Origin of the sequence: uncultured Thiothrix sp. (genome assembly GCF_937876535.1) — a bacterium.
Classification (GTDB): Bacteria; Pseudomonadota; Gammaproteobacteria; order Thiotrichales; family Thiotrichaceae; genus Thiolinea.
In genome coordinates, this window is the sequence record NZ_CALFHZ010000020.1 from 494,978 (window position 1) to 511,933 (window position 16,956).

At 45.3% G+C, this 16,956-nt stretch carries 15 protein-coding genes; 3 read left to right on the forward strand and 12 right to left on the reverse strand.

Annotation, left to right across the window (positions count from 1 at the left end; all coding sequences use genetic code 11):
- Nucleotides 1–20: 20 nt before the first annotated feature.
- Complete coding sequence (purL, locus tag Q0230_RS14225; RefSeq protein ID WP_298610827.1) at nt 21–3,911, forward strand: phosphoribosylformylglycinamidine synthase; 3,891 nt, start codon at nt 21–23, stop codon at nt 3,909–3,911.
- Nucleotides 3,912–3,965: 54 nt separating this feature from the next.
- On the opposite strand, the gene Q0230_RS14230 is transcribed toward purL, so the two are convergent.
- The 11 genes from Q0230_RS14230 to Q0230_RS14280 all read right to left on the reverse strand — a co-directional run bounded on the left by Q0230_RS14230 (nt 3,966) and on the right by Q0230_RS14280 (nt 14,236).
- Nucleotides 3,966–6,476, reverse strand: a complete 2,511-nt coding sequence (locus Q0230_RS14230; protein ID WP_298610828.1) for an FAD-dependent oxidoreductase — start codon at nt 6,474–6,476, stop codon at nt 3,966–3,968.
- A 418-nt stretch (nt 6,477–6,894) separates the two neighbouring features.
- On the reverse strand, nt 6,895–7,692 hold the full coding sequence (locus Q0230_RS14235; RefSeq protein WP_298610829.1) for a hypothetical protein: 798 nt from the start codon (nt 7,690–7,692) through the stop codon (nt 6,895–6,897).
- Between the two features lie 73 nt (nt 7,693–7,765).
- On the reverse strand, nt 7,766–8,113 hold the full coding sequence (locus tag Q0230_RS14240; protein ID WP_298610830.1) for a hypothetical protein: 348 nt from the start codon (nt 8,111–8,113) through the stop codon (nt 7,766–7,768).
- Nucleotides 8,114–8,162: 49 nt separating this feature from the next.
- Entirely contained in the window at nt 8,163–8,792 is a 630-nt protein-coding gene (locus Q0230_RS14245; protein WP_298610831.1) for a metallophosphatase domain-containing protein, read from the reverse strand.
- Between the two features lie 163 nt (nt 8,793–8,955).
- Nucleotides 8,956–9,414: a peptidoglycan-binding protein LysM gene (gene lysM, locus Q0230_RS14250; RefSeq protein WP_298610832.1), complete on the reverse strand. Its 459-nt coding sequence runs from the start codon at nt 9,412–9,414 to the stop codon at nt 8,956–8,958.
- Nucleotides 9,415–9,542: 128 nt separating this feature from the next.
- Nucleotides 9,543–10,265: a C40 family peptidase gene (locus Q0230_RS14255; RefSeq protein ID WP_298610833.1), complete on the reverse strand. Its 723-nt coding sequence runs from the start codon at nt 10,263–10,265 to the stop codon at nt 9,543–9,545.
- A gap of 172 nt (nt 10,266–10,437) precedes the next feature.
- Entirely contained in the window at nt 10,438–10,779 is a 342-nt protein-coding gene (locus Q0230_RS14260) for a TusE/DsrC/DsvC family sulfur relay protein (protein ID WP_298610834.1), read from the reverse strand.
- A gap of 172 nt (nt 10,780–10,951) precedes the next feature.
- Complete coding sequence (locus Q0230_RS14265) at nt 10,952–11,524, reverse strand: hypothetical protein (protein WP_298610835.1); 573 nt, start codon at nt 11,522–11,524, stop codon at nt 10,952–10,954.
- Nucleotides 11,525–11,588: 64 nt separating this feature from the next.
- Nucleotides 11,589–12,209 (reverse strand): hypothetical protein, encoded by a 621-nt coding sequence (locus tag Q0230_RS14270; RefSeq protein WP_298610836.1) that lies wholly within the window; start codon nt 12,207–12,209, stop codon nt 11,589–11,591.
- A gap of 3 nt (nt 12,210–12,212) precedes the next feature.
- The gene (ubiG, locus tag Q0230_RS14275) at nt 12,213–12,920 is read right to left on the reverse strand and encodes a bifunctional 2-polyprenyl-6-hydroxyphenol methylase/3-demethylubiquinol 3-O-methyltransferase UbiG (RefSeq protein WP_298610837.1); all 708 of its coding nucleotides are present in this window, start codon (nt 12,918–12,920) and stop codon (nt 12,213–12,215) included.
- Nucleotides 12,917–14,236 (reverse strand): TRZ/ATZ family hydrolase, encoded by a 1,320-nt coding sequence (locus tag Q0230_RS14280; RefSeq protein WP_298610838.1) that lies wholly within the window; start codon nt 14,234–14,236, stop codon nt 12,917–12,919. The genes ubiG and Q0230_RS14280 overlap by 4 nt, the downstream gene beginning before the upstream one ends.
- A 64-nt stretch (nt 14,237–14,300) precedes the next feature.
- Here Q0230_RS14280 and mtnA point away from each other — a divergent pair, with 64 nt between their 5' ends.
- Nucleotides 14,301–15,344 carry an S-methyl-5-thioribose-1-phosphate isomerase gene (gene mtnA, locus Q0230_RS14285; RefSeq protein ID WP_298610839.1) on the forward strand — a complete coding sequence of 348 codons (1,044 nt, stop codon included), beginning with the start codon at nt 14,301–14,303 and terminating at the stop codon, nt 15,342–15,344.
- A complete protein-coding gene (locus tag Q0230_RS14290; protein WP_298610840.1) occupies nt 15,344–15,685 on the forward strand; it encodes a Rieske 2Fe-2S domain-containing protein in 342 nt (113 codons plus the stop codon). Before mtnA ends, Q0230_RS14290 begins: the two co-directional genes overlap by 1 nt.
- Here Q0230_RS14290 and Q0230_RS14295 read toward each other — a convergent pair.
- Nucleotides 15,682–16,926 carry a hypothetical protein gene (locus tag Q0230_RS14295; protein WP_298610841.1) on the reverse strand — a complete coding sequence of 415 codons (1,245 nt, stop codon included), beginning with the start codon at nt 16,924–16,926 and terminating at the stop codon, nt 15,682–15,684. The genes Q0230_RS14290 and Q0230_RS14295 overlap by 4 nt on opposite strands.
- Nucleotides 16,927–16,956: the final 30 nt, after the last annotated feature.

The following is a 16,956-nucleotide window of genomic DNA, read 5'->3' on the forward strand; positions in this document are numbered from 1 at the left end:
ATAACAGGCGATTTGATCCCATGCTGATCCTCCCCGGTAGTGTTGCCCTTTCAAATTTCCGTCGAAACAAGCTCTTAACTACTCTCCAAGCGCTTGTGCCGACGATAACTGCGATTCAAACCGCGTATGTGCATTTTGTGCGGAATACCCGTGAGCTCACCGAACTCGAACAAACCCAGCTAAAAACCATACTGGAATATGGAGAAGAGCAGGGAACTGGTTTGCCGAATGGCAACTTATTCTTAGTCACTCCTCGCCCCGGTACAATTTCGCCTTGGTCGAGCAAAGCCACCGATATTGTGCATAACTGCGGCCTAAAAGTGGTGGAACGGGTTGAGCGCGGCATTGCATATAGCATTGAAACAACGAGTCAGTTAACTAGCGTTGATCAAACTAAGATTAGCCAAGTCTTGCATGATCGTATGACCGAAACGGTATTAACTGATTACCAAGATGCAGTTGTATTATTCAGCACGGCTGAGCCTGCGACTTTACGTCATGTGGATATTTCAACGGATGCACGTGCGGCTTTAGCGAAAGCGAATCAAGACTGGGGTTTAGCCTTATCAGCCGACGAAATTGATTATTTAGCAGCCAATTATGCAGAGTTAGGCCGCAATCCAACCGATGTTGAATTGATGATGTTTGCGCAAGCAAACTCTGAACATTGCCGCCATAAAATTTTTAATGCGGATTGGATTATTGATGGCAAGCAGCAAGATAAGTCGCTATTTGCGATGATCCGCAACACCTATAAGCATGCACCCAATGGCATTCTTTCTGCTTACAAAGATAATGCTTCTGTGATTGAAGGCTTTGATGCCACTCGTTTTATGCCAAATGGTGAGGGGCATGAGTATCACTATACGCATGAGCCAGTGCATATTCTGATGAAGGTGGAAACGCATAATCACCCAACCGCAATTTCGCCTTTCCCCGGAGCAGCGACGGGTTCGGGCGGTGAGATTCGTGATGAGGGTGCTACTGGGATTGGTTCTAAGCCGAAAGCAGGTTTATGTGGTTTCTCGGTTTCCAACTTAAAAATTCCTAATTTCGCTCGTCCTTGGGAGCGTGATTTTGGCAAGCCTGAACGTATCGTGTCAGCTTTAGACATTATGCTCGACGGGCCAATTGGTGCAGCCGCCTTTAATAATGAATTTGGTCGTCCGAATCTAGCGGGTTATTTCCGTACTTTTGAGCAAGAAGTGCCGGGGGCGAAAGGTTTAGAATTACGTGGTTATCACAAGCCCATCATGATTGCCGGTGGCATGGGGAATATCCGTGCCGGTCATGTTGAGAAAAAAGCTTTACCCGAAGGTACGCCGATTATTGTTTTAGGTGGCCCAGCGATGTTAATTGGCTTGGGTGGTGGTGCTGCCTCGTCGATGGCCTCGGGTACGAGCAGCGAGAATCTGGATTTCGCGTCGGTACAGCGTGGCAATCCTGAAATGCAGCGCCGTTGCCAAGAAGTGATTGATCGCTGTGTGGCGATGGGTAAAAACAACCCGATCCTGTCGATTCATGATGTGGGTGCGGGGGGGATTTCTAATGCGATTCCTGAAATCATCAATGATGCTGGGCGCGGTGGTAAATTTGAACTGCGTACTGTACCGAATGATGAGCCAGGTATGGCGCCGATGGAAATTTGGTGTAATGAGGCGCAAGAACGCTATGTACTCGCCATTGCCGAAGAACGCTTGCCGCTGTTCCGTGAGTTATGTGAGCGTGAGCGTGCTGTCTATGCCTTAGTGGGTACGGCCACTATGGATCAGCAGTTATTGGTCGGGGATTCGCTATTTGATAATTACCCGGTCAATCTGCCGATGAATGTGCTTTTGGGTAAGCCACCGAAGATGCTGCGTGATGTGCATCATCAAACTTTCCATAAGCCAGAATTAAAGCTGGATGGGATTGTTCTGCGTGAGGCGGTGGAACGTGTCTTAACTTTACCGACTGTGGCCTCCAAAGCTTTCCTCATTACCATTGGTGATCGCACAATTACCGGCATGGTAGCGCGTGATCAAATGGTAGGACCTTGGCAAGTACCGGTTGCAGATGTGGCAGTGACCCTAACCGATTATGTTGGCTACACCGGCGAAGCGATGGCGATGGGGGAGCGTACTCCGTTAGCTTTAGTCAATCCACCGGCTTCCGGGCGGATGGCGATTGGTGAAGCGATTACTAATATGGCTGCCGCAGACATTGCCCAGATCAGTGATATTCGCCTTTCTGCCAACTGGATGGCAGCTGCGGGTTATCAGGGTGAAGATGCGGCCTTATTTGATACAGTTCGTGCAGTCGGCGAAGAGTTATGTCCGCGCTTAGGGATTGCGATTCCCGTTGGTAAAGATTCTTTATCGATGAAAACGGTTTGGCAACAAGATGAAACCAAGCGAGAAATGGCGGCGCCGCTATCTTTAATTATCTCCGGTTTTGCACCAGTCCAAGATGTGCGCAAGACTTTAACTCCACAACTACGCACCGATCAGGGCGATACGGATTTAATTCTGGTGGATTTAGGGAAAGGCAAAAATCGTTTAGCAGCCTCATCTTTAGCCCAAGTCTACGGTCAAGTGGGGCATTACGCGCCAGATTTAGATGATCCACAAGCCTTAAAAGATTTCTTTGAAGCGATGCAGGAATTACGTAGCGAGCAACTGATTCTGGCTTATCACGACCGTTCTGATGGTGGCTTATTAGCGACTTTGGCAGAGATGTCGTTTGCAGGGCATGTCGGTGTTACCGCACATTTAGGGGATCTCGCCGATAATGCTTTGCAAGCTTTGTTTAGTGAAGAATTGGGTGCAGTTCTGCAGGTTTGCCATTGTGATACGGATACGGTGTTAGCGGTATTCCGTGAGGTAGGCTTAGGTCATCATGTACATGTGATTGGCGAGCTGAATGATACCGATGAGTTAGTACTGACTTTTGGCCATGATGAAGTATTACGCGCACCACGCACGAAATTACAGCAACTATGGTCTGAGACTAGTTATCGTCTGCAAGCCCTACGGGATAATGCAGAATGTGCAACTCAAGAGTTTGAACGGATTGCTGATGCGCAAGATCCGGGCTTAAAAGTGAAGTTGAGCTTTGATCAGGATAAAGATATTGCTGCACCTTTCATTCAAACGGGTGTGCGCCCAAGTGTCGCGATCTTGCGTGAGCAAGGTGTAAATGGGCAAATTGAAATGGCGGCAGCTTTTGATCGGGCAGGCTTTAAAGCAATTGATGTACACATGACCGATATTATTAGTGGTCGAGTGAGCCTGAAAAACTTCAAGGGTTTAGTCGCTTGCGGTGGTTTTTCTTATGGGGATGTGCTGGGTGCAGGTGGCGGCTGGGCGAAAACGATTTTACTGAATCCACGCGCGCGTGATGAATTTGCAGCCTTTTTTGCCCGTACTGATTCCTTCGGTTTAGGTGTGTGCAATGGCTGCCAGATGCTTTCGCAATTGCGCGAAATGATTCCAGGTGCTGCACATTGGCCGCGTTTCTATCGGAATGCCTCTGAGCAATTTGAAGCACGTTTAGTGAATATTGAAGTCTTAGAGTCACCGTCTTTATTCTTACAGGGGATGGCCGGGTCAGTGCTCTCAACGCCTGTGGCTCATGGAGAGGGCTTGGCGATCTTTGATGCTTCTAGTCCTGAACAAGTCTTAGCAGAAGGTTTAGTCGGCTTACGTTATGTTGATAACTATGGTCAAGCGACTGAACACTATCCGGAAAATCCGAATGGTTCACCTCTAGGCATTACCGGCTTAACTACCCAAGATGGGCGCTTTACCACGATGATGCCGCATCCAGAGCGGGTATTCCGTGCAGTTCAGCATTCATGGCGGCCTGATGAATGGCTGGAGGATGGCCCATGGTTACGGATGTTTAGAAATGCACGGGTTTGGGTGGGATAATCTAAGCTAAGCAAAAGTTTAGGGGGCTAATTGCCCCCTAAATTTTAAAGCGCATTAAGCCCGCAGCTTCTCATTCTCTGGATCATAAGGTGATTCAACAATCACCGTCGCTGGATAGCGTTTACCCAGAATTTCTATTTCCAATTGAGTACCCAATACATCTAAGCCCGGAGTAACCATACCTAAGGCTAAAGATTTGCCAATCCGCCAGCCATAGCCACCGGAAGTCGTCCGACCTACGACTTGTCCATTGTGGAAAATAACTTCCGAACCACGGGCATCCGCATCAGTTACACCCTGTACTTCAAGGGTAACGAAAGCATTTTTGAAGCCACGTGCTTGCCAATCAATCAGGGCTTGTTTGCCGATAAAATCAGGCTTGTCTAAACGCACGAAGCGATCTAAAGCCGATTCTAAAGCCGAGTATTCAATTGACATTTCGCGCGGAATTAAGCGATAGGATTTCTCTAAACGTAACGAATCCATTGCACGTATTCCGAAGGGCTTAATGTCAAACTCAGCACCAGCAGCCATCACTTGATCAAAAATATAGTTTTGCATTTCAATCGGGTGATGCAGTTCCCAGCCTAATTCACCGACGAAGTTGACCCGTAAAGCTTGCGCTTGTGCTGCACCCACATTGATCTTTTTGCCGGTCAGCCATTTGAAATTAGCATTGGATAAATCAGTGTCGGTCAGCTTTTGTAACAGCTCACGAGAGCGTGGGCCTGCGATGACTAAAACACCGTATTGAGTGGTGATTTTTTGCAGTTTAACGCTACCATCTTCAGGGCAAAGCTTTTCTAGATAGTCATAATCGTGACGTTCAAAAGCACCTGCGCCCACTAAATAATAAGCTTGCTTACCAGTTTTATAGACGGTGAATTCAGCACGCACACCACCATGTTTGGTGAGCATATGACATAAACCAATCCGGCCAATCGTTTGTGGGATCTTGTTAGCGAATAGGGATTCCAACCAAGCTTCTGCACCACGACCAGTCACTTCGTATTTAGCGAAGGCGCTCATATCTAAAATGCCAACTTTTTCCATCACATGCCGGCATTCTTGGCCGACGAATTCGAAATAGTTAGAGCGGCGGAAGGAGTACTTTTCAACGATACGGCCATCCGCAAGCGGTGCACCATGATTTTCATTCAAGAGCACATCATCGCTGACTAGATCTTCAGCGGAGAGTTGATAGCCTGCAGGGGCGAACCATTGTGGGCGTTCCCAGCCATAAGTTTGGCCAAATACCGCACCTAGAGCCTGCATGCGGCTATAGCAAGGTGTGGTTTTTAAAGGACGAGCTGCAGGGCGCTCTTCATTTGGATAGTGAACCGTGAAGACATTGCTGTAAGCCTCTTCATTCTTTTTGCGTAAATAGCCGCGGGAAGCATACGGGCCAAAACGCCGTGGATCGACACCCATCATATCAACGGTCGGTTCACCATCTACGATCCACTCAGCTAACTGCCAGCCTGCACCACCCGCAGCGGTAATCCCGAAGCTATGGCCTTCATTTAACCAGAAATTTTTCAAGCCCCAAGCTGGGCCTACCATTGGGTTGCCGTCCGGCGTATACGCAATCGCGCCGTTATAAACATATTTAACGCCGACTTCACCGAAGGCAGGCACACGATTAATACAAGCCTCAATATGTGGCATTAAGCGGTCGAGGTCTTCTTGGAAAAGTTCGTTTTCGCAATCAGGCGCAGGGCCATCCACATAGCAGCAAGGCGCACCTTTTTCATACGGGCCAAGTAATAAGCCACCGGCCTCTTCACGTAAATAGTAGCCAGCATCCGATTCACGTAATACGCCTTGTTCGGGCAAGCCTTGCTTTTTACGCTCTAAAATTTCTGGATGCGGTTCAGTGACAATGAACTGATGCTCAACCGGAATGACTGGAATATCTAAGCCGACCATATCGCCGGTTTTGCGCGCGAAGCTACCCGTGCAGGAAATCACATGATCACAGGTAATATCACCTTTATCGGTTTTGACTAACCAGTGGCCATTTTCTAACTGCTCAATCCCAATGACTGCTGTGTGGCGATAAATCTCAGCACCACGGGCACGTGCCCCTTTGGCTAAAGCCGTGGTTAAATCATTCGGTTGGATATAGCCGTCTTCGGGATGTTGAATCGCGCCAATTAAGCCTTCGGTATTACACATCGGCCAAACAGCTTTAACTTCCTCTGGCGTGAGGAATTTCACGTCGACACCGACCGTTTTGGCAACACCAGAGTAATAACGGTATTCATCCATCCGGTCTTGGGTGCAGGCCAGACGAATATTCGAAACTTTACTGAAGCCGACCGATAAGCCGGTTTCTTGTTCCAGTTCTTGATAAAAACGTACTGAGTATTGATGCAGTTTACCGACTGAATAGCTCATATTAAACAACGGTAACAAACCAGCAGCATGCCAAGTCGAGCCAGAAGTCAGTTCTTTGCGTTCAATCAGAACGACATCGGTCCATCCTTTCCGAGCGAGATGGTAGAGCGTGCTAACGCCAACTACACCGCCACCGATTACGACCGCCTTGGCCTGAGATTTCATAGTGATGCCTCTTGGGTATTAAAGTTGCCTATGAAATATCATTGATTGACTGGTTAGTCAATGGAAAAGTAGCAGCCAAGAGGCAAGCTTGTATGAGGGTTCACAGCGCTTACAAAACTTGCAATAGAGGCGAGTTCAACGCCTGATCTCTACGGATGAGCCAGTTTGCTATAACTAATTAAATAAAAGTTTAGGCAGACTAAACCGCCTACATCCGATTGCTCTACTGTTTTAGAAAGTGGCGGGGTTGGATTTCAGTTTTTGTAAATTGCTGATCCTTGATTGTAATTTAAAATAGCCTTGAACTCTGTAAGGGCTGCAGCATGCCCTTAACAGAGAGCAAGTGGCAAATTTTAAACAGGCTGAGTTGGAAGCATTGAGTAAAAAAATCAATAAGCTTTTTTGCTTGCCGTGTAAGCTACTGGGTCGCCTTCGAAAGCTCGCGTATCGTTTCAGAATCAAAACGTTTGAAGCTACTTAAGCTCAAAATAGGGTAGCTGGTTACCGTTTTATTCCATGCGAACTGATCTTTACATACTTGGTTTGGGGTAAAATCACAGCGCTGCTTACCCACTCGGTTGCCACGATAAGCACGGGTTGGGAGATCAAAAATATAAGAGTCATGGGTGACTTTGCCCTGATAAACAAAAGAGGAGCCATGTGTATATTGCTGCAAGACAAAGTCATTGTTTGTGTATTGGAATAAATAACTCTGGCGTAGGCTAATTTCATTTGGGCCATTAGTCGGGGGTAGATCGGAGAATTTTTCGGGGCCACTAATAATCAGTAAATCATTACCTTGTAACTTCACGGTCAACCCGTGTTGACGGCTTGTTGGCCACGCACTTTCAAAAGGGCTTTGTACCAGTTGTTTATATACGCCATTCGTTTGACTGAGATAAACAAACACAGGGCGAATATAAAAGCCATTGCCAACATCTTGTTTAGCTACCGCCACCCAATCGGCTACACCATCTCGATTAAAATCATGTTTAAAAGAACTTAGTAGAGTCATACCAGCGGGAATTAGATCAGTCGGTACTTGACTAGGTTTTGCTGGTTGAGAGCTTGATGGCGTTGGAGTCTTAGTGGTTGCTGCTGGCTGCATGGAAGTAGAGTCAATGGTCGGTGCCGTACAAGCTGTTAGGCCAGCTAGCAAGCAAAGGCTTAAATAGTTTGAAGGTGTGAAAGATGCAAAGCAGTGTTTAAACAGCATGTGGTGCTCCCAATCATTCTTTTGCTGAGGTTTGAGCTGGGATTAGAGCATGAGAGTCGATGAGGAGTAAGTGCTAGTCTAAAAAAAATAGTTTTTTACTAGTAATAGTTTCGTTTTTAATGGTCATACCACAATAATGTCGATCTATAAATAACCCTTTAAAAGCAATTGCAAGGCTTTCCTCTTGAGTAGTTGCGTCCTTGTAGTAGTATGAATGGCGCTTATCTGCACCCACCGCCAGACCTTTTTCTAGTAGCCCTTTAGAACTATCGCCTAATTTAATAGAGGAGCAATATGCTTTAGCTTGTTGTTCAGATTTTTGATTGTAATATCCAGCTGCCAAGCCTATTGTTAATAGTGCAAGCGCCATTAAGAGTAAGGTTTTAATTAGTCTTATAAAAATAGATTGGATAGCTTTCATGATTGATAGGCTGTATTTTTTGAAATTATTGAGCGCCAATCTCTACTTGTTAAATATTTAAGACTACCGGCGGATTAACCAAGTTATAGTATTCATCCAAGCTACAAGCATTCACAAACAGTGTGCCCTTATATTCATGCAGTCCATATTCTTCGTGGATATGTCCAAAGGCATGAATTTTCGGCTGAATCTGCTCAACTATTTCAAGCAGCACTTCGCAGCCGACTTTAACTCCATCGTAACACTCATCCAAAATGCCAAAAGCAGGGCCGTGTGTGAGTAAAATGTCGGTATCTTTAGGGATTAAATCCCAGTGGCGGCGAATTTCCTCACCCCGTTTGCGATTGAAGGCCCAATTGCTAAAAGCTGGTTGGATCGGCGAACCCCAAAATTTAAAACCTGCTAATTCAATCCCAGAATCATTCAGATAGTGAATGCCGTAGTAAGCTAAACATTCTTCCGCAGCCAAGCGCCGTTCATCTTCAAAGCACCAATCATGATTACCAGCAATCACAACTTTATGTTTGAAGTCTTGAGCTGCCATAAATTGCGCAAAATCTTCCACATCCTCAACATCGCCGTGTTTGGTGAAATCGCCGCAATGGACTAAGACCTCACCCCCTTCTAATTGCAATTGCCGATGTAAGGAGTGAGTATCTGAAATAAATGTGAGATGCATACACCAAATCCTGTAGCTGCAAACTAATTAGAATAGTTGAGTATTTTGAAGCAGATTATTCAAAATTTACCGAATGTGCGTTTTAGTAGAACATATATTAATCAACTAAAAGAAAAGCCACTCATCAGTGGCTTTTCAGAGATTTTAGTAGGTGGACTAAAACTTATTTTAATGAACTTGGAATACGAATTTTTTGGCCTGGGAAAATTTTATCTGGATCTTGGATAACTTCACGATTCGCTTCAAAAATCGCATTGTATTTAGAGCCATTGCCATACGCTTTTTCAGCAATTTTCCATAAGGTGTCGCCTTTTTCAATGATGTAGAACTCATCATCATTGGCTAATTGGGCAGCTTGGCCTGCAACAGTCGCTTCAGCCGCTTTAACCTCTTGGATACCCATCGCATTACCTGCCATCAGGATTGCTTTTTCTAAAGCTTCCGGAGACTTGGCATCACCTTTAATGGTGGCTACGCCATTAGAAACTTGCACTTGCAGGTTATCAACACCAGGATTCGCGGCTTGGATGTGTTCTTGTACCTTAGCGGCTTGCTGCTCAGGAGGATCATCATGGCCAAACAGTTTCTTACCAATGTTAGCTGCAAAATCAAATAAACCCATAGTTATCTCCTTCCAAATGAATTATTCAAATACGGCATGATAAGCCTGTGGTGAGTATAAGCCTAAATGCACTCGCCGTGGCAATTAATCATCAGCTAAGTCTAACTTATTAAGTTCAGGGTTCAAACTTAAGCTAAAAATGTTCCGTACTTGACAAGTCGTTGCTGCCAGTAGGCGCGGCGTAAGTCATCTAGCGTCACTTTTCCACCGCCTGAGGCTGCATGGATAAACTTGCCATTACCCACATAAATGCCTACGTGATTCACCGTTTTGCCGCTAGTACGGAAGAAAATCATATCACCCGGTTTCAGATCACGACGGCTCACGGTACGGCTGGCTTGGCTTTGCTCAAGGGCAGTCCGGGGAATGCTTAAATGCACATTTTTATGAGTAAATTTAGTTAAGCCGCTGCAATCAAAACCTTCACGAGGCGTATTGCCACCCCAGCGATAGGTAATACCTAAAGAGCGGTAAGCCGCTTTTAAAATCGCTTCACGAGCTGGATTAAGACTCTTACCGTTAGTGCTGCGTGGTGCAGCGGTTTGAAAATTGGGTTGACTGTGTTGTTGGGATTGATAAGAGCGTTGGGGAGCTTCCATGCGTGGGTTATAAAAGCCCTGATTATTATTATCGGTATAGGGTTGAATATCAGGAGGGAGATCTAATTTCGGTGCCCAAACATCAAAAATTCGCTGATTATTAGGCTGATAAGACGCATGTTGTACATGATAAGGGTTTTCTTGGGGATAATAGGTCGCATAATCTGCTTCCGCAGCGGTTGGTACTAGACTTAAATGTCCAATTGCCAACATTGCCCCTGGTACCCAAGTGGCCGTTGTCAGTTTGCCCATCGTTATACCTTCTAATTTTTATTAATTTGGGTTTATAAAATTTTAGTGATCTTATTCTTAAAGACCCAAGGTGAACGCGAGCTTGATAGAACAGAATTAGGTGTGGATTGCTTATAAACGGTAGGCGAGAGGCGCTAGTAAATACACTAGCCTGCGGGGAAATTCAGCAAAATTAGAAGCGAATGCCAGAACTTGGATCAGTTTCGTATTTAAGTGCCGGCAAATCAGCCAAATAGTGAATCGTATTTAAAGGGCCGGCTGGGAATAGCTTATACAAATAACGGCGGCCACCTTGGCGCATGAATTCTGCATGTAGCAAATCCGCTAAAGCGCGTGCATTTTCGCAGTCATCGCAATGTTCATAAAAGTCTAAAATAAACTCAATCACTTCCCGATGCTGCTCAGTCAATTTTAAATGGAGTTCTTTAGCACGGAGTTCAATGAGTGCATAAGTTTGGCTGACTTTTAAAATGGGTAACGGTGGACGTAGCATCGGCTCTGCACGGGGAAACATTTCAATCAATGCTGACAGGGTTATACATGATCGATTCCAGTAATCTTGGTTTTCTATCCCTAAGGAGATAGGTTTAAGGCTATTTATACCTCCCAAAAGTAATACGCTGAAGTCAATAGGTCAATATCCCTATCTCTTCATTGGGCAGGAAACTATGAGCTTAAACAGAGCGTTAAACTGAAGTGGAGAGCAAACCCAAGCGGATTAGAACTCGCTTATAGGGTTCGAGGATTTCGGGCATCAGGATAAGTTGGATATAGTCTAAAACCCATTGTTGATCACGTGGCCCTAAGCTTGTCGCAATATATTGTCCAAAGCTTAAACCCATTGAAAAGCCTGGAAGTTGTGCAGCTTGATCCCAACTAGTTTCAGCATATTCGGCTAAACGCGAGTTGAGCTTATTGATAAAAGGGTTGCGGTAGTCACCTTGGCCTGCAAAATCGCTTGTATTGTCTTGAATATGATCAGCGATTTTTAAAGCAAAACTACTGAGTAATGGCTGACGATCTGCTGGTTCGAGTTCGGAGTAAGCGATTCGATCCAAGACATGTACTAAAAAAACCATGACTTCTTCGATAATCGCCATGCGCTGCAGTTGAGTGTCAGTTTGGAAGTTTTGATTTTCGATCTCAAGTAAAGCCTGCATGCCAATTTTCCATGCATTAAAGGCAAGCACACTGACAGTATCAGTTAACGAGACTTCACGAGTCTGATTATTCCATTTGGTTTTTAAGCGAATACGCATGCTTTTGCACTCTGCTAGGCTAGAGGAAAGCGCCTCTGTCATTAGAGACGCTGCTGAAGCTAGCTTACTGCACGATGCGCTTAACCGTCGATTGACCTAAAGGAGGTAAAGGCGAGAATGGCCCTGCATGGTATTTCCATTTATATGCAGGATCTTCGACATGGCGTAACCAATAGAGTTTGCCGGAGTTCCGCCAAGGATCGAGGATAATACCGGTATCAAAAGGTTGACCTTTAGCGGTGACTAACAAGGTACTATGTTCGCGCCAAGGGTCGCCACGATTAGATACACCCCAGTAAATATCCATCGTTTTTAGATTCTTCCGTCGCGCCATGGTGATCATGGCGTCTGCCCAATCCACACATAAACCTTTTGGACGTAATTTCGCATTACGCAAAGTGTTATGGTACATCGGCGGCCAGGTCAGACCCCATTCATTGGCTAATTTCATCGGGTACACATAAGAGTCGTAAGCCAAATCCATCGCCTCATCACGGCTAATGTAGGGGCCTAAAGACAGCAGAGCACCGGCTAATTCACGAATTTTGCGATCCATTGCGGGATCCATTTCGGTCAACTGAGCACGTCCATTAGGGGTGACGACAATATTGTCATAATGAACTGCACAACCGGACAAGAGCATTGAAGTCAAGCCGGTTATTATTATTCTTTTGGGAGTAAGCATGAATTACTCTTCCTTTTTAAAATGCATGAGATAATTAACATCAATATCTTTGCCAAGCCGATAGCTTTGGAACATAGGGTTATAAGTCATCCCTTTAATATCTTGTAAGCTTAGTTGAGCTTGGCGCGCCGCGAACTCCAATTCAGAGGGACGGATAAATTTAGCGTATTCGTGGGTGCCTTTCGGCAACATATTAAGTAGATATTCCGCGCCCACCACAGCGAGCATAAAGGCTTTAGGATTACGATTAATGGTGGAAAAGAAGACATGACCACCCGGTTTAACCAAACGGGCACAGGCTTGGATCACGGATTCAGGCGCAGGTACATGTTCTAGCATTTCCATACAGGTGACTACATCGTATTGACCAGCCTCTTGTTCGGCTAAAACTTCCACGGCGATTTGCTGATAATCCACCTCCACTTGTGAATCTAAAGCATGCAAACTGGCAACCGATAAAGGACCTTCACCTAAGTCAATCCCTTTTACCTTAGCACCACGCCGTGCCATGCTTTCGGCTAAAATACCGCCGCCACAGCCGACATCCAGTACGCGTTTATTTTTTAAGGAGGCACGATCATCTACATAATTAAGACGTAAAGGATTGATGGCATGTAAAGGCTTAAATTCGCTTTCAGGATCCCACCAGCGATGCGCAATGCTTTCAAATTTACGAATTTCGTTGGGGTCTACATTCAGCTCGGCATTCATCCTGCAGTTTCTCCAATTAAACTTTGCCAATCTTGAGCAGAGTTCATGAGCTCTACTTCATTTAGGGTGCTGAGTTTACGCTCTTCTAATAAGATTTTACCAGCGACCCATACATGAGTGACTTGATCGCGCGTCGTGCAGTACACTAAATGCGAAATAGGATCATACAGGGGCTTAGACTCTAAGCCACCTAAATTAATTGTAATCAAATCAGCGCTTTTACCGATTTCAATTGAGCCAATTTCCTGCTCTAGTCCTAAAGCTTTCGCCCCATTTAGGGTTGCCATTCGCAGCACCTGATGTGCTGAAACAACACTCGCATCTTGCGCAACAGCTTTAGCTAAGAGGGCTGCTGTACGCATTTCACCTAACATATCTAAGTCATTATTGCTTGCCGCTCCATCCGTGCCTAGAGCAATATTCACGCCAGCGGCGAGTAATTTAGCCACAGGGCAAAAACCACTGGCTAACTTTAAATTAGATTCGGGGCAATGAATGACATGTACACCTTTATACGCAAGCAGATCAATTTCAGCTGCTTGTAGTTGGGTCATATGCACCGCTAAAAAATGCCGATCTAATAGACCCAAGCGTTCAAGACGAGCGAGCGGGCGTTCTTGCGTAGATTTAACGGCTTGTAGCACTTCATCAGCGGTTTCATGCACATGCATATGAATCGGGGTGTTGAAGCGTTTGGCTAGCTCATGTATCTGTTGTAAGGGGTGATCAGAAACCGTGTAGGGTGCATGCGGCGCAAAGCAGCACTGGATGAGAGGATCATCTTTAATACTATCCTGTAGGTTTAAGCCTTTTTGTAAATAATCTGCAGGGTCTTGACCATAGGTGGTTGGAAAGTCGATCAAAATCATGCCAAGCGAGGCACGAATGCCTGCTTCCTGAACAGCTTTCACCGTCTCTTCCGCAAAAAAGTACATATCATTAAAGCAAGTCGTGCCTGAGCGAATCATCTCGGCAATCGCAAGCTTTGAGCCGTCATAGACAAATTGCCGATCAGCCCATTGGCGCTCAGCCGGCCAGATATGCTTTTGTAACCACTCCATTAAAGGTAAATCGTCGGCCAAACCGCGTAATAAGCTCATTGCAGCATGGGTATGTGCATTGACAAAACCTGGAAGTAAGGCTTGTTGTGGAAGTACGACAGTTTGAGCTGCTTGGTAGGTTTGCTCAGCCTCAATATTGGGTAAAATATCGACGATTCGACCTGCATGTACGGCTACAGCCTGTTCAGTGAGGACTTGATCTGCCTCATTGACCGTGATGATCCAACTGGGTTTGATTAATAAATCGATTTGCATAGGGCTGTTGTCGCTCGAAGAATGTTGTAAAATCGCACTCTACCCCTTAGTTTCGAGTGCCATCATGCCACCAAACGATACAATTCGCGCTGTCGAATGGAAAGATAATCATCTAATATTGCTTGATCAGCGCAAATTGCCCCATGCGGAGCAATATATTCAACTTTATAATGCCGAAGATACTGCTGAGGCCATCCGTAATATGGTGGTGCGTGGTGCACCCGCCATTGGCATTACGGCGGCCTATGGTTTGTTGATGGCAGCTCGTAAGGCTTTCAAACAATATCCCCATGATTGGCGTTCACGTTTACAGCCAGATATTGATGTCTTGGCAGCAGCACGTCCGACGGCGATTAATTTGCATTGGGCTTTGCAGCGGATGATTACAGCGCTTGATGAGGAAGATCCTGAGCCGATCAATACCTTGATGGCGTTAGCACAGCGTATTCATCAAGAGGATATTGATGCCAATCATCGCATGGCTTTTTTAGGGAATGAGCTAATTAAGCCCACACATGGCGTGCTCACACATTGCAATACAGGTTCATTGGCAACGGGTGGCTATGGTACGGCTTTAGGGGTAATCCGTACGGCTTATAGCGAAGGCAAAATCGAACAAGTCTATGCCGATGAAACCCGTCCGTGGTGGCAGGGTTCGCGTCTAACAGCTTGGGAGTTAATGCGGGATAAAATTCCTACACAGCTGATTTGTGAAGGCGCTGCTGCACATCTGATGAAGCTTGGGAAAATTTCTTGGGTGGTGGTGGGGGCGGATCGGATTGCTGCTAATGGCGATGTTGCGAATAAAATTGGCACTTATAGTTTGGCAGTATTGGCGCGTTTTCATGGGGTGCGTTTTATGGTGGTTGCGCCCACCAGCACCATTGATATGAATACTCTAACTGGTGAGCAAATTCCGATTGAGGAACGTTCACCAGATGAAATTCTAAACGTGAATCAACAGCGGATTGCAGCCCCGCAAGTGAGTGCATGGAACCCCGCTTTTGATGTAACGCCGGGTAAATTGGTGGATATTTTGGTAACTGAAAAGGGTATTGTAGTGCGCCCTGATAATGAAAAGCTTAGTAGTTTGATGCAGCGTTCTTAATGTGGCATTCGATTTGTAGCTATGCCCGTTTACAGTCTCGCCCTGAATATGGTTTTAGTTTAGAAAAGGGTTGGGATACGAAGCAAGGCTTTGTAGTGCTATATGCTGAACAGGTTTATGCCTATGCCAATACCTGTCCACATCAACACGTGTCTTTGAATTGGAGTCCGCATACTTTTTTCGAGCCAAACCGCGAATTTATTCAATGCAGTATGCATGGCGCTTTATTTGAGCCAAGTACCGGCTTGTGTGTACGAGGTCCTTGCGTGCACCAATGGTTAAATGCTTTACCTGTACGTATCGAAAACGATCAAGTACAGGTTTGGTTTGATTTTACTTAAGCAGCAGTGTGCTTGGTTAAAGTCGCAATCAATTGGCGAACATCGCGCTTTAAATAATGGGTAAAAAACAAATTAGGCATTTGTAAATAAGTACGGCGATGCAACGGAATTTTCGACAAAGTACAAGCATAATGCCGGCCATTTCTTAAGCCTAAAGCGACTACTTGCAGCGGCTCGCGAATTTGTCGCTGGAAAATGTCATCACTAATATGCTCTTTCACTGGGTTATGCTCACTGGGGCGTAAATCGCCATGATGCACATCCATAATCTCACGATAAGGATGAAAATCTTGTTGCACGCTGTAGAGATCATTACTCACCCAATCATAAAAGGCCGTACAGATAACCACACCTTGCTCAAAGCAAAGGAGGGCATAGAGATAATGTAAACGGCTTAAGCCTTCTAAATGCGGATAAGGTTGCATCGCGAATAAGCTTTTACCTTTAACGCTTAACAAAGCTTGCAAAGTGTCCTTATTGGGGCTGGGTTCGTGGGGAAGTAATTGTAAAATTGCCCGGCTTTCCAATAAGAAAAAATTAATATCACCAGTTTGCAGTTGGTTTTTTAATTCCGCTGGCTGCAACGAAGGGAAAAACTCGTTCACGCTGTCATGTAACCAAGCTTCTAATTGGCGTGTATAGCTTTGTTGCAAAATTTTAGCATCAGTGGGTTTGGTCAATTGTTGGCATTTAGACTCTAATTGCTGTAGCAACTGCTGTTGTTGTTGAATCCATGACAAATTACGTGCTAAATGCGCATTACTATCTTGAATGGCTCGATGCGTTTTTAACCACACCACTAAAACCAAGGTGAGGGTGAGTAGGGGTAACAGCCAATTGTGACTGAGTAAGCCTAAGACAAACATGCCACTTAATACCGTAAGCATGAAAAGGCGTGGTGCATATTGGGTAGCGCGGCTGCGATTTAATTCTTGGCGGCGAGCTTGAAGTTTTGCGAGATTTTCATGTTGTGGTAAGAGGCTAGCTTGTGGTGGGTAGAAATTGAACCAATTTTCTTGAAATTGCTCATTACCCTGTAAGGATTCTTTGCCATTTAAGTGGCCACAGGCAGGATTGCTAAAAACCGCATATTCGAGCAAGTCTGCTTGCGTATCGGTGGCGGGAATAATATCTTCAGTATTGAGCGGTGCACTAAGTGGTTGATTGGCCGCTTTTGATTGGCTTTCACGATACAGCTTGCGCGCAAGCAAAGTGCTGTGATAATCAATAGAATTATTCATAATATAAAAGCCCTTTATTATTTTGTTTGA